This is a genomic window from Spirosoma pomorum (assembly GCF_054776615.1).
In genome coordinates, this window is record NZ_BAAHBP010000002.1 from 140090 (window position 1) to 154270 (window position 14181).

The window sequence follows — 14181 nt, forward strand, 5'->3', positions numbered from 1 at the left end:
GCGAGACAAGCTACTCCGTCCTACGATTTATTTTAACCATTGAGCCGACTTTGTTCGTTTACATACGTACTACCATTTGTCTGTAGGCCTATGCTCAATCAACGTTTTGTCATTAATTACTTTGTCTTTTTACTGTGCCTGGCGGCTAGCCCCTCGCTGTACGCTCAGGATTCCTTGAACGTACTGTCACCCGAAGCCAGACAGAGTATTCCAGATACGCTGCTGTTTAAGATTCAGAAAGCTCAGTCTATCATTACTGAAGTAAAAGCCGCTGGTCGGAGAGGTTACGGAGTAGCGCGTATCCAGGCCGGACTGGCCGACGTAAAAACTAACGTAACGCCCGTCCAGAACGAGGTTCGGTTGCACAAAGATAATATCGACGCCAAGAGCCTGGCGAATTATAGGCTCATCCTGGACGATGCGCAGGTTAAGCTAACGACCTGGCGAACAGCACTTTCCAAATCAAACAATGACTTACAGAGCCAGCTCGATCAGTTACTGAAGCTCAGCAGTGATTCGCTGCTGGTGGTGGCGGGTAATGATACGACCCAGAAGAATCTATACCGCGATCAGTTGGTTAACCTGAAACTGCAGCTACAGGAAGCGGGTACACGCACCTCGGCTCAGCTCGATACCGTTAGTCAACTCCTGGCAAACGTATCAGGTACGTCATTACTGGTCAACGAGCTGCAAACGACCCTGAACGAGCAGTTACAGCAATCAGCGGTCAATGTTCTTCATCAGGAAGCGCCGTATTTGTGGAATGCTCCCCTGTCAATCAATACCGATAATGAGCAGGCCATCGTCCGATCAACATATCTGGGTCAGCAGAAAATCCTGAGTTACTTCCTGGCGTCAACCTGGGACAACCGATTTCTGCTTTATCTGCTGGCAACCGGTTTTTTTGCCTGGGTCTTCGCTAATTTCCGCAAGGCAAACGAGCTATCGATCAGCCACGAAATCGATACGCTTCGGCTCGATAATCTGCAGGCAATCCCGATCATTTCCTCCCTTATTGTCCTGCTTAATCTAATCCCGTTATTCGAACCCAGTTCGCCGTCATTTTATATTGAGCTGACTCAGTTTCTTTTATTATTGGTTCTGACGGTTCACCTGTGGAAACGACTATCGAAGTTCGATTTACGCCTGTGGCTGGTGAATGGGGCTTTATATATTCTGTTGATCCTGACCAATAGTTTACTCAGTGAATCACTTTTGCTGCGGTTCTGGCTGATTCTGCTCAACATCGCCTTTTTGTACATCGGCTACGTCTACGCCCGACATCTGCATTTCAACTCTGTCAGCATACGTATCATCCGCCCGGTAACCAAGCTTTATTTTGCGCTGCACGGTCTGGCAATTCTCTTAAACGTGATTGGCCGGATCAGTCTGGCGAAGACATTCAGCATCACCGCCGTGGTAGCCCTGGTTCAGATAACTGGCTTGGCGGTTTTTATCGAAATCATCCTGGAAGCACTTGACTTACAGATTCGCATCAGTGCCTGTTCCAAAGGGCTCTTTTCCCGGGTGAACGTGAATCACACGCGCCGTTTCGTCAAAAAAGCCCTGATTCTTCTGGCGATTGGTCTATGGCTGCTGGTATTTTTCATCAACCTGGGTATCGACAATGATGTCTTTAGGTTTGTCGGTGACATCCTCAGCAAACCGCGCACGTTCGGTAGCATTACGTTCAGCCTGATGAACATCTTATCGTTCTCCATCATCATCTATCTGGCGAGCCTACTCCAGCGGAATATTGGCTTGTTCTTCGGCGAAAGTCAACTTGCTCCCGCCGACGGCCAGTTTGATCAGGTCAGTTCAATATTAGCCTTGATCCGTCTGGTTATTATCGTTGGTGGGGTACTCCTGGCCGTGGTGGCTTCGGGGATCTCAATCGACAAATTCACCGTCGTGCTAGGGGCACTTAGTGTCGGTATCGGGCTGGGGATGCAAACCATCGTCTCCAATTTCGTATCAGGAATCATTCTGATTTTTGAGCGGCCTTTCCGCATTGGCGACTATATCGAACTGGCTGACAAAAAAGGCCGGATTCTGGACATTGGGATTCGCTCCAGCAAGATGCTCACCGGTCAGGGTTCCGAAGTGATCATTCCCAATGGCGATCTACTGTCGAACCGGCTGGTTAACTGGTCGTCGAGGGGTACATACCTGAAGACGGATTTTACGTTGAAAGTATCCAACGACACCAACGTGGATGACCTGCGGACGATTATTCAGGAAGAAGCCAGCCAACTCGGCGAATCAATGCAAGCGCCGGACATTATTGTTTCTACTATTAGTGGCGACTCGATCGAGTTAAAAGTAATCATCTGGATCAAGAGTATTTCCAGCGAGGCCAGCCTGAAGAGTGAGCTCTTGCAACGACTGGTGAGTCGGTTCAAGGAAGCGGACATCAAGCTCCTTTGACCGGCCAATCTCAGTATAAAGCAAACGGGTCGCCCACTACGTAGTGGGCGACCCGTTTTGGTTAGATGTACCAAACGTATTAGAAAATACCGATGTAGTGGTTACCGGCTTTGTTAACTAGTTTGGCCCCTTTCGTCGCGGCACCAGTCTGCCGGTTGATGACGTAAATGTTCCCATCTTTGCCGACGGGGGTAAACGCGATATACACGTCGTCACCACTTACCAGGATGCCCTGATACTGACCGAAGTCCAGACCAGCTTCGTAAGGCAGCTCTACGCGCGTGGCCGTTTTCGCGTTCAGATCCAGGCGCGCAACATACCCCTGGGTCGATCCATCCTGCGTATAGAGCGCGTAGGCAATGCCGTTACCTGCGTATTTCCAGCAATCCACGTAGACGTTTTTCACACCCAGTGCTGCGTCCAGACTGAACACATACGAGTTGTCATAGTCATTGTTCTGACCAATTTTCAGAATGTGCGATCCTTTCGAGTCCCGCTGCGTTGCCTGGTAGATGTTACCATCATCGGCCAGAAATGAGTTATGGCTACGATAACCGCTGTTATCCCCGAAACCAACCGTCGACGTAATAACTTTGGGGTTTTCCAGCGAAGGATAGTCTACCACAACCGATTTGCTCCCCAGGCGGGTGAAGTTACTCTCGGTCAGACCAGTAGCCGGGTTCCGTTTCTGCATCCAGGTGCCAATGATCAGTTTGTCCTTCGTCTTATTCAATACGGGCGCGTCCAGCCGGAAAATCGCATGTCCCTGTAGTTCTTCGGCTGCCGTCAGCGGAATCTGGTACTGCTTATAGCCAGAAATTAATACGTTCTGTAAGTCCAGCGATAGTACGGTAGCCGTTCCCCGGTAGTAAGCGAAAGCCGCGTTCGGCGTTGACCCGGTAGACACGTTATTAGCCGCAATGTTAGCGACGTTAACCGCGATACCCGTTTTGTCGCCATCGAACAGTTTCACCCAACGCGGAGACGTACTGGCGTACTGAGAAATATTAACCGTTACGTCTTCCTGCGCGAACGAACCGGCACCGTTGACTTTATACCGGGAGAACTCACCGCCGTTATCGCCGGTGTAGGCAATGTTGAATAGCGTGTTCCCGTCTTCGGATGATTGCAGACGGGCGGTTCGGTTCGACTTAACCGCAAACCCGTTGTCGTACACACTGATGGACGTATTCGGATTTTTGGCGTCTTCTTTACTGACCGAGTACACCATGGTTCCCCCGTTGCCGTCGCCCGGCGTTGTTCCCATCAAAGCGCCCGCTACGGTAATCCAACGGTCTTCAGACGCTACAGGGTCCGGATCGGTATTGGTGTTATTATCTTGACAACCCGTAAGTGCAATGGACATAAACAGCCCTCCCAACAGGGCCAGGTTTACTACTTGCTTTTTCATATAAGCAGTTGATTAAAAATTATTTATTGTGTAATTCAACTTGAGGTAAAAGGCTCGTCCCGGCTTCTGGACAGCGAAGTTGTCGTACGCCTGCTGGTCAAATATGTTTTTGACATCAGCGCTGACGATGAAGCGCTTATTTGGCAGGACGTAGCTGGCACCCAGATCCTGGATATACTGACGGGGCGTTCTGAAATCTTCGATAATCAGCCAGGTGGTATAAAACCGCTCTACGAAACGGAAGCCGTAGTACACATTCAGCCGTGACTCTTTTGCCAGAATGTCTTTGAAGGAGTACTGAACCGTGCTGTTGACCGTGAAGAACGGCTCGTTGGGCAGCTGTCGGTTGTAGTAATCGTATTCGCGGCCGTTCGGGTCGTACCGCATGTTAAAGACCGAGTTGAACTTTGACGCACTTAGTCCAACCGTGAGGTTGTTTCTGAAGCTGTAATTGACTTCGGCTTCAAAGCCAATTGACTTCGTTTTGCCAAGATTTTCAAACGGGTCAGTCTGGACCGCGTCGTTAAGCCGGGGGTTGACGCGCTGAACAATTTTGTCCCGCGTATCCCGAATGAACCCGGATAGAGCAAACGAGTATTTGTGTTGACCGATAGAATAACTGCCTGCTTTGACACCAACATTCAAGTTGTTGCTGATTTCGGGCCGGATTCCAAAGTTTTCGACGATATTTTCCCCTGGACTACCGAATACCTCCCCCTCAGAGGGTAACCGAACGGCCCTTTCGGCGGACGTGAGAAAATACAGATTTGGAATGACGGCGTACGACAGGGCCGCTCCGTAACCGGTTGTCGTTTTGTTGCTGCCGCTTCTGTTCTCCTGGCGATTACTCTGCCCTTCCGTGACGACCAGAATGGGGTCCATCTTGTCAATTTTCTGCTGGTAATACTTACCGAAAACGTTGGCTCTCAGTTTGGTCTCAAATGCTTTCAGTTCGTAGGCAACCGACGTAATGTTCTTCGCCAGATTCCGGGTGCCGATGAACTCCCGCTCGGTTTCCGACCGTAGTAAATCCTGCTGATCGCGGTCGATGTTGTAGAAGATGTGGTTCAGAACAAACCGGTGATTTTTGTGCACATCGTAGTTGAACCCGGCGCGGAACGTTGTTACGTTCCGGTTGATGTGGTTGATTGTCGGCGCTCCCTGCTGCGCGCCACTGGGCCGAAGGATGGGGTTTCCGTCCAGCCCCAGACTCCGTTCGCCAAACCAGTTGTAATTCCACTTAACGGTGTCGACGACCACCTGCTTCCGATTGCTCGACATCCCGCTTAGTGTGAATTCGAGGCCGTTCACCATAAAATTTTTCTTCCGGTAATTCAGGCTGAGTACGTGTGATTCCGATTCGGTAAACCGCCCCTTGTAGGGGATCGACATGTACGTACCGTGCTGGATTTCTTTGAAATCGCTGGAACCGTTGTAGCCAATGAGGAACTGGTCGGCCCATTTTACGTCCGTGAACCCCAACTCGAACTGCCCCCCAATCGACCGATAAGCGTCGTTAAAGCGCCGGGCCCGTACGTAATCGTACCGACCATTCGGCAGGATATTACGCACGAACTTTCCCCAAACCTCATAGTCATTATCGGAGTAATTGTAGAAGCCGGACGCTTTGACCGTGAAGCCTGTTTTCGCACTCCGGTGCGTTCCACTGAAATTAGCCTGCAACGTATTGAATGAGCCGTACGACAGCGAAGCGGTCAGGTTGTTGCCCATGCCTCGCTTGAGAATTACGTTAATCGCTCCGCCCAGCGCATCATCTGACAGGTGGGCTGGAATTACCCCTTTGTATACTTCGATCCGTTCGATCAGCGCCGGGGGAATACTATTTAAACTAAAAGACGCACCGTATGTGGAGATGGGAATTCCATCAATGAATATACGTACCGACTCCCCCGACATACCGTTCAGGTTATACGTCACTGCGGAGCCCAGGCCACCATTCTGCCGAACTCGTACACCCACGGTCCTGTCCAGCATTTCATTCGTCTGGAAATTCCGGGTAGCGACCTCCTTCGTATCAATCACATTGACGGCAAACCCCTGCGTTTCGATTTCTTTCTTCTCGGTCTTGTGTTTGACCTGTACTTCGGCCAGATCCAGAATCGCCTTGGTAACCAGCACCGGCACGGTATGCGTCCCTTTGTTTACGTGCAGCTTTACCTGCTTCGGCTGAATTTCGACGGAAGTAATCAGGAGTTCCTGGTCACCGAAGGGAACATTCTTCAGTTCGAAGTGGCCCCGTGCGTCAGACATGGTTGCAATACTGCTGTTCCTGATACGGACCGTTACGTGTTCCACTCCGGTCCCCCCATCCACGTGAATGTTTCCTCGTACCGTCGCTACATCTGGCGTAGGGACCTGAGCGTGGACGCAACAACTAATCAGTATGCATGATAACAAATAGATATATTTCATGAAGGGAAGGTTACGGCCACCAATTATTTAGATAAAGACTAAATAAGCATCGACCAAAAGTATTAAAAAAGGATTAAACCTAAACCCGCTTCCCTTAATGTTTATATACATTATTTATTGATTCATACTATATTAAAGCCCTGATTTGACCATTAACTGATTCATTTTTTCACATTTTGCTGGACTTACGGCTTTACCTTTTTCTATCTACAATCGACTACGCATTACCACTAAATACCTTGCTTTTCAACGACTTACAATTTCATATAAAGAAGACACTTCTCATAACTAACTTGAGAAAACAAGTGATTGAATACGTATAAGCACTCAGTCAGACAGGACATTTTTACTTATTAAATACAGATTAAAACCGTAGGCATACATCCCGCCTGGCGTCAGCCTATTTCCTATCGCTTTTGGCAAAGCTTGTTTCGTCACTAGGTGCCATTCTTCTGCAGTCACGAAGGATAATTTGAGTCCCTATTGATACTCTGCGGCTTGGTGTCGCATTAGGTTGGCAACGTCTACTTGCCACCGATACAGGGCTCTCTAATCTTTTTCTAAGCTTTTTCTAATACCGTCCTAACCTGTTCTTAAGCACCCTTTAATACGCAGGGCAGACCTTTGTACCGTGTTAGTTTCAAGTATGCGGCTTCTAGTTTTCCTTCTTCTTTTTATTTCCAGTCAACTTGCCTGGGCGCAACAGCCCGTAGCGACTGACCTACTGCACTCGAGTGCGAATGGGCAGGACTCGCTGCGGCTGACGCTGCGACAGGCAGATAGTTTGTTTTTAAAAAATAACCTGCTGCTACTAGCGGAGCGGTTTCGGCTCGATGCCAGTCAGGCGCAGATTATTCAGGCTGGCCTGTACGACAACCCAACGGTCACGGTTGAGTTAAGTGCCTACAACGCCGAAAAACGACGTGTGCTGGACGCTGGTCGCCAGGGGCAGAAATTCGTTGCCATTGAACAGTTACTTTACACGGCGGGCAAGCGGAACAAACGGGTTGCCTTAGCTTCGGAAGCCGCCCGACTGACGGGTTATGAACTGCTTGATCTGCTACGGGGCTTACGTTTTGAGCTACGTAGCCGCTTCTACTCGGTTTATTTCCAGGAGTTAACGCTGGCTCGTTTTGACCAGCAGCTGGCTACATTACAGACCACCGTGAACGCCTACGAGCGCCAGTACGAACGAAATAACGTATCGCTACGGGAGTTGCTCCGCCTGAAAGCACTGCTGTTTCAGCTGGGCAACGACCGGACCGAAATTCTGTTTCAGCTGGCTGACGATCAACGATCGTTACGTACGCTGCTGACAATCGACCAGCCATTACGCCCGGTGGTACGTAACGCGGCCCTCCCCCGCTACCGAATACCGAGCCAGTCGGAGGACAGTTTACAACAGCTCGCGCTGCAAAATCGGCCCGACCTGCTGGCTGCGGGATCACTAACCAAGCAGGCAGAACTGAACTATAACCTGCAACGAGCCCTGGCCGTCCCAGACGTTCGGGTCGGCGGTAATTACGACCAGGCTAGCAACTACATCAACAACTACGTTGGCCTATCTGTCTCAACGGATCTGCCGGTATTCAACCGGAATCAGGGAGCGATCAAGGCGGCAAAAAGTCAGATTGGGTACCAGAACCAGCTCCAACGGCAGAAAACCATTCAGGTGGCCAACGAAGTCGCGACGTCCATTCAGAAAGTACAGGAGGTAGAACGGCGAGTGCAGTCGGTCGAGACGCGCTTCACGGAGCAGTTCGACCAGCTGAATCAGGGGGTTATCATCAGCTTTCAGAAGGGCAATCTGACCCTGCTTGAATTTGTCGATTTGATTGAAGCCTACAACGACAGTGTCCGCCAGTTAAACCGACTTCGGGCCGATCGTGTGGGCGCGTACGAAGAATTGAACTACCTCCTGGGTACCGACCTATTCCAATAACAATATGAAAACCAACCCAATAGCTCTTTTATTTTTTACCAGTTGCGTAGCTGGGCTGGTTTCTTCCTGTCACCCGAAGGTGGCGCAGGAAGACGTAAAAGCCTTTATGCTTTCCGACACGATGATGCACCGCATCAAGCTCGATAACGTAACGACACAGCCCGTCCGGAGTGAACTCACTTTGGTTGGTAAAGTTGTGGCCGACGAGAACCAGGTTATTAAGGTGTACCCGCTGGTGGGTGGTAACGTTGAAAAAGTCAACGTCGAACTGGGGGATTATGTCAAAAAAGGGCAACCCCTGGCATCGATCCGCTCGGGAGAAGTAGCCGACCTGGAGCGGCAGGGCGTACAGGCCCGGGCCAATCTTCAGCTCGCGCAGAAAAACCTGCGGGTTGCCGAAGACCTGTTCGAAACCAAACTCAATTCTCAGCGGGAGGTCGTAGCGGCTCAGAAGGAAGTCGAACAGGCCCAGGCTGAAGTGAACCGGATCAAGGAGGTATCCCGCATTTACGGTATTGGCGCTTCTTCTATGTATAGCGTCAAAGCGCCCATCGATGGCTACGTGATCGAGAAGAATGTCAACCGCGACATGCAGCTCCGCTCCGACAATGCCGATAATCTCTTCACCATCGGACAGATCAGCAATGTGTGGGTACTGGCCAACGTAAACGAAAGCGACATTGGCCGGGTACGGGCCGGGATGGATGCCAGCGTACAAACGCTGAGCTATCCCGATGATACCTTTCACGGCAAAGTCGACAAGATTTATACGGTACTGGACCCAAACACGAAAGCCCTGACCGTCCGGATTCGCCTGACTAACAAGGATCTGAAACTAAAGCCGGAAATGCATGCCACAGTAACGCTGAGTTTTGCCGATGGCGGTCAACTGGCTACGGTCCCTTCGGGGTCGCTCATTTTTGATCGCTCCAAGCAGTACGTGCTGGTGTTCCGGAACCGCTCTGACATTGAAACCCGTGAGGTTAACGTCCTGAAATCACTGGGCGACGTAGCGTATATCCAGCAGGGGGTCAAACCCGGCGAGCAGGTTATTTCCAGGAATCAGCTCCTGGTGTACAACGCCTTAAATAACTAATCCAGGAGCAGAGGGAACAATACGTCATAACGAACCAGCTGAAAGGGAGGAAGTTGCTGTCCCTATTCTCTTTCGCTGATTTAGTTATGGGGTGTTCCCTCTCTTCCCCGCCCTCATTAATCTATATAAAGGGATCGGGAGGAGCGATTCGTCGTAGCGGGATAGATAAAGGGGAGGAAGTTGCTGTCCCTATTCTCTTTTGTCCCACTCCCGCACGGCGAACCGTTCTTCTGCCTCCTTTCTCCCCTCTTTTATGAATAAACTCATCAATAGGATTGTCGGCTTCTCCCTCAAGAACCGCTTCTTTATCTTTTTCATGACGCTGGGGCTGGTCATTGCGGGTATCGTCAGCTACCTCAAAACTCCACTTGAAGCCTTTCCCGACGTAACGAACACGCAAATCATCGTCGTGACCGAATGGAACGGGCGATCGGCGGAGGAAGTCGAGCGCTTCGTGACGGTGCCCATCGAGGTTGCGATGAACTCCGTACAACGGAAAACCAACGTCCGATCGACGACCATGTTCGGTCTATCAGTGCTGAAGGTGATTTTTGACGATGGCGTCGATGATTTTTTCGCCCGGCAGCAGGTCAATAACCTCCTGCGGAACGTATCATTGCCCGAGGGCGTCGACCCGGAAGTCCAGCCTCCTTACGGACCGACGGGAGAAATTTTCCGCTATACGCTGGAAAGTAAAGACCGCGACAGCCGCGAGTTGCTGACGTTGCAGAACTGGGTAATCGACCGGCAGCTACGTAGCGTGGCGGGGGTTGCCGATGTCGTTGCGTTCGGGGGGCGCGACAAGATGTACGAGTTACGGGTGAATCCGACGCAACTCACCAAGTACGACATTACGCCCCTGGAAGTGTACCAGGCCGTGGCCCGCAGCAATATCAACGTGGGTGGTGATGTCATCGAGCGCAACGGCCAGGCCTACGTCGTGCGCGGGGTCGGGCTACTGACGTCCATTCAGGACATTGGCAACATCATGATTGAGGTCATCGGCGGGAATCCGGTGCTGGTGAAAGACGTCGCTGACGTTACCGAGTCGAACCTGCCGCGCGTTGGCCAGGTGGGTCTGGGCACCAACGACGACGTCGTGGAAGGGATTGTCGTGATGCGGAAAGGCGAAAATCCCAGTGAGGTGCTGGAACGGGTAAAGACAAAGATCACTGAGTTGAACGAGCGGATTCTGCCCTCGGACGTAAAAATGGTGACCTTCTACGACCGCGACAACCTCATCGAGTTCTGCACGCGTACGGTATTGCACAACCTGACCGAAGGTATCGTGCTCGTAACCGTAATCGTGTTCCTGTTCATGGCCGACTGGCGCACGACGCTTATCGTGTCCATCATTATTCCGCTGGCGCTCCTGTTTGCGTTCATGTGTTTGAAGCTGCGCGGTATGTCGGCCAACCTGCTGTCGATGGGAGCCGTTGACTTCGGAATTATCATCGACGGAGCCGTCGTGATGGTCGAGGGCATATTTGTCACACTGGATCACAAAGCCCACAAAGTGGGCATGCAGAAATTCAATCAGCTGGCCAAGCTGGGTCTGATTCGGAAGACGGGTGGTGAATTGGGCAAGGCCGTTTTCTTCTCCAAGCTGATCATTATTACCGCCCTGCTACCCATTTTCTCCTTCCAGAAAGTGGAAGGTAAGATGTTCTCGCCCCTGGCCTGGACCCTGGGTTTTGCGCTGCTGGGAGCTCTGCTCTTTACGCTGACGCTGGTGCCCGTGCTGTGTTCGATTCTGCTGAAAAAGAACGTACGGGAGAAAAATAACCCCATCGTCAACTTCTTCGACCGGATCGTTATGGCGGGCTTCGGCTGGTGTTTTCGGAATCGTCGCCTGAGTCTGGTTGCCGCCATCGGCTTCATGGGAGCTACGTTCTTCTCGTCGACGCTGCTGGGTACCGAGTTCCTGCCGCAGCTGAACGAAGGAGCGCTCTGGGTGACGGCTGAGCTGCCCATGAGTATGTCGCTACCCGAAAGTGTCGACATGGCCAAAAGCATTCGACGCGATTTACAGACCTTCCCGGAAGTGGACCAGGTCTTGTCTCAAGTGGGTCGCTCCAACGACGGTACCGACCCCAACGGTTTCTATTTCTGCCAGTTCCAGGTGGATCTAAAGCCAAAAGATGAGTGGACACGTAAAATCACACCGGAGCAGCTCACCGATGAGATGGACACCAAGCTGCGTAATTACGCGGGCGTCCTGTACAACTACTCGCAACCCATCATCGATAACGTAGCGGAAGCGGTGGCGGGTTACAAAGCCAGTAACGGGATCAAGATTTTCGGGCCGGACGTGTACGAACTGGAGAAATACGCGAACCAGGCCATGGACGCCGTCAAAAACGTCGATGGGATCAAGGACTTAGGGATTATCCGGAACGTGGGTCAGCCAGAAATGAGTATTCTGCTGCACGACCACAAGATGGCGCTGTACGGTGTTACCACTGCCGACGCGCAGGCCGTAATCGAAATGGCTATTGGCGGCAAGACAGCCTCGATTTTGTATGAGGGGGAACGTAAATTCGACATTCGCGTCCGATTCCAGCCCGAATACCGGCAGACCGACGACGATATAATGCGTCTGATGGTACCTACGATGAGTGGCGGCAAAATTCCGTTGAAGGAGATTGCTACGATCAAACAGGTAACGGGTCCAGCTTTTATTTACCGCGACTTGAATCAACGGTTTATCGGGGTGAAGTTCTCGGTGCGGGGTCGTGATTTGGGCAGCACCATCGCCGAAGCCCAGCAGCGGGTAAACGAAAAGCTGAAACCGGCTAAAGGCTACTCCGTCGAGTGGGTGGGTGAGTTCGAAAACCAGGTTCGGGCCACGGGTCAGCTCGGTCAGGTCGTCCCCATCAGCCTAGCCGCCATCTTCGTCATCCTGTTCATTACGTTCGGCAACGCCAAAGACGCGGGTCTGGTCCTGCTTAACGTACCGTTCGCCCTCATTGGTGGGATTCTTGCCCTGCACGTGACGGGGATGAACTTCGGCATTTCGGCAGGTGTGGGCTTCATCGCTCTGTTTGGCATCTGCGTACAGAACGGAGTAATTCTGGTGTCAGTCTTCAACAATAATCGAAAGGAACGGATGCCGCTGGATGAAGCCATTCGGGAGGGCGTCAAATCCCGGATACGGCCGGTGGTGATGACGGCGATGATGGCGGCCATTGGTCTCTTCCCGGCTGCAATCTCAACCGGTATTGGTTCCGAAACCCAGAAACCGCTGGCTATCGTCGTGATCGGTGGTCTGATAACGGCTACGATCCTGACGCTGCTCGTATTCCCAATCATCTACCGACTCTTCAACAAAAAACAGTCGGTGAAGGGTGGACCGCAGCAGCCCGCCCTGGAAGTTGCTACGGCTTAAGACTATTAATTAGGTTGGTTACGTTGAAGAGGTGCCGGTCAGTTGACCGGCACCTCTTTTTTATCGTTTCGGCCCTACCGAATCATAAATCACGACCTTTTCCCAGAGCGACGAGTAATTGTTCCGAAAATCGTCGTGAATGGGGTGTTTCTGGTAAGCTTCTTCCTGAGCCGGGCTATCGAAGAAACATAGCCAGGAGAAATCGTAAGTCTTCTCGATTACTTCCCGGGTGGTACCCGCCGGGGTGCCAATGTGAACCATTTTGATATTGGGGACTTTGGCCAGCATATTCAGTCCTTCCAGCAATTTAGCTTTGTCGGCTGCATTGCCTTTGTTTTTCAGGTAAAAGAAAACATGATGCACAAACATCTCTTTCGGGGCTAGCGTAGCGTCGGGGAGCGTCGCTCCTAGACCGGCGACTACACTACTTTTCACAAATGTGCGTCTGGATTGCTCTTTCATTCGATTGCTTTGGAAATGAGTTTAGTTTAGCGCTTCTACTGGCGACAAAGCCAGTAAGCAAGCAAAAATGAGCAGGGAATTCGAGTTCGTCAAATCCAGCGTTCAGTTCGGCTTTGCGCCCTCGCTTCCGTAAAGACAGCCGCGCCAAATATTATCTAATCATTAACATTACAGCAACACCGTTCACACCAGATTCATCTATGCTACTTTTGCCCACCGTAACAAGATAATCTGGTGACTCCTTTTCGATTAGCGGCTGGCCTGATCGCGGCTTTCTTTGTTCTTTCGTTTTTAAGCGCATCGGCGCAAACCTCCCTCACCCCCACCGCACCCTGGGGAACCTGGCTGATCGGAACCGTTCAGTTGCCGGGTGGCGACAAAAAGTGGGGTGGTTTCGTCGAGGGGCAGGCTCGTAGTAACGCGATGGGCCGGCAGTTTTTCTACAACGAACTTAAGGGCGGTATCAGCTACGATCTGGACCGTAACTTTACCCTGATGATAGCTGGTGGCCGCTACGCCACCTATGACTTCAAAGATCTCTCGACGGGGCCGCTCAACACCGAGCGCCGACTGTGGGAGCAACTTATTGTTAATCAGTACCTGACCCGGCTGAAGTTTGAGCATCGGTACCGGGTCGAGCAGCGCTGGTTTACGTTCCGCGATGGCTCCACCCCTCACCGCAGTCGTATTCGTTACCGTCTGAACATGTTTGTGCCCCTCAACAACCGCAAGCTGACCGAGAAAACCATATTCCTGTCGTTTTACGACGAGATTTTCCTCAACCCGATTGGACCCACCTTCGAGCGTAATCGGGTGTACGCCGGGATCGGCTATCAACTGGACAAGCACTGGGTCGTACAAACGGGCTGGGTTAACCAGACAAACTACGATGCCGCTACGTTTGAGCAGGGGGTATTTACTCCCCGGTCGGCCTCCGGCAAAAACAACGTCGTTCTCACCCTCCTGTATCGCCTGAAGTCTGGCTCCAACAGCGAAAAACTTCCTTCACAGCCGGACTAATT

General features: G+C 51.5%; 8 protein-coding genes. 5 read left to right on the plus strand and 3 right to left on the minus strand.

The window, feature by feature from the left end:
• Window positions 1–90: 90 nt before the first annotated feature.
• Window positions 91–2427: a mechanosensitive ion channel family protein gene (locus ACYVAD_RS06380; RefSeq protein WP_461138647.1), complete on the plus strand. Its 2337-nt coding sequence runs from the start codon at window positions 91–93 to the stop codon at window positions 2425–2427.
• Window positions 2428–2506: 79 nt separating this feature from the next.
• Here the strand turns inward: ACYVAD_RS06380 and ACYVAD_RS06385 are convergent, their stop codons facing one another.
• Both ACYVAD_RS06385 and ACYVAD_RS06390 read right to left on the minus strand, forming a co-directional pair.
• Window positions 2507–3838 carry a hypothetical protein gene (locus tag ACYVAD_RS06385; RefSeq protein WP_461138648.1) on the minus strand — a complete coding sequence of 444 codons (1332 nt, stop codon included), beginning with the start codon at window positions 3836–3838 and terminating at the stop codon, window positions 2507–2509.
• Window positions 3839–3850: 12 nt separating this feature from the next.
• Window positions 3851–6271 (minus strand): TonB-dependent receptor, encoded by a 2421-nt coding sequence (locus tag ACYVAD_RS06390; RefSeq protein ID WP_461138649.1) that lies wholly within the window; start codon window positions 6269–6271, stop codon window positions 3851–3853.
• Window positions 6272–6917: 646 nt separating this feature from the next.
• Here ACYVAD_RS06390 and ACYVAD_RS06395 point away from each other — a divergent pair.
• The 3 genes from ACYVAD_RS06395 to ACYVAD_RS06405 all read left to right on the plus strand — a co-directional run bounded on the left by ACYVAD_RS06395 (window position 6918) and on the right by ACYVAD_RS06405 (window position 12697).
• Window positions 6918–8213 (plus strand): TolC family protein, encoded by a 1296-nt coding sequence (locus ACYVAD_RS06395; RefSeq protein ID WP_461138650.1) that lies wholly within the window; start codon window positions 6918–6920, stop codon window positions 8211–8213.
• Between the two features lie 4 nt (window positions 8214–8217).
• On the plus strand, window positions 8218–9309 hold the full coding sequence (locus ACYVAD_RS06400; protein WP_461138651.1) for an efflux RND transporter periplasmic adaptor subunit: 1092 nt from the start codon (window positions 8218–8220) through the stop codon (window positions 9307–9309).
• A 253-nt stretch (window positions 9310–9562) separates the two neighbouring features.
• On the plus strand, window positions 9563–12697 hold the full coding sequence (locus ACYVAD_RS06405) for an efflux RND transporter permease subunit (protein ID WP_461138652.1): 3135 nt from the start codon (window positions 9563–9565) through the stop codon (window positions 12695–12697).
• 60 nt (window positions 12698–12757) lie between these two features.
• Here ACYVAD_RS06405 and ACYVAD_RS06410 read toward each other — a convergent pair whose 3' ends face one another.
• A complete protein-coding gene (locus tag ACYVAD_RS06410) occupies window positions 12758–13159 on the minus strand; it encodes a Dabb family protein (protein WP_461138653.1) in 402 nt (133 codons plus the stop codon).
• A 234-nt stretch (window positions 13160–13393) separates the two neighbouring features.
• Here ACYVAD_RS06410 and ACYVAD_RS06415 point away from each other — a divergent pair, with 234 nt between their 5' ends.
• Window positions 13394–14179 carry a DUF2490 domain-containing protein gene (locus ACYVAD_RS06415; RefSeq protein WP_461138654.1) on the plus strand — a complete coding sequence of 262 codons (786 nt, stop codon included), beginning with the start codon at window positions 13394–13396 and terminating at the stop codon, window positions 14177–14179.
• Window positions 14180–14181 lie beyond the last annotated feature (2 nt).

Excerpts from the sequence above, each read along its gene's own strand:
- ACYVAD_RS06390 (WP_461138649.1), bottom strand. The coding sequence starts at position 6,271 with ATGAAATATATCTATTTGTTATCATGCATACTGATTAGTTGTTGCGTC.
- ACYVAD_RS06385 (WP_461138648.1), bottom strand. The coding sequence starts at position 3,838 with ATGAAAAAGCAAGTAGTAAACCTGGCCCTGTTGGGAGGGCTGTTTATG.
- ACYVAD_RS06410 (WP_461138653.1), bottom strand. The coding sequence starts at position 13,159 with ATGAAAGAGCAATCCAGACGCACATTTGTGAAAAGTAGTGTAGTCGCC.
- ACYVAD_RS06380 (WP_461138647.1), top strand. The coding sequence starts at position 91 with ATGCTCAATCAACGTTTTGTCATTAATTACTTTGTCTTTTTACTGTGC.
- ACYVAD_RS06405 (WP_461138652.1), top strand. The coding sequence starts at position 9,563 with ATGAATAAACTCATCAATAGGATTGTCGGCTTCTCCCTCAAGAACCGC.
- ACYVAD_RS06400 (WP_461138651.1), top strand. The coding sequence starts at position 8,218 with ATGAAAACCAACCCAATAGCTCTTTTATTTTTTACCAGTTGCGTAGCT.
- ACYVAD_RS06395 (WP_461138650.1), top strand. The coding sequence starts at position 6,918 with ATGCGGCTTCTAGTTTTCCTTCTTCTTTTTATTTCCAGTCAACTTGCC.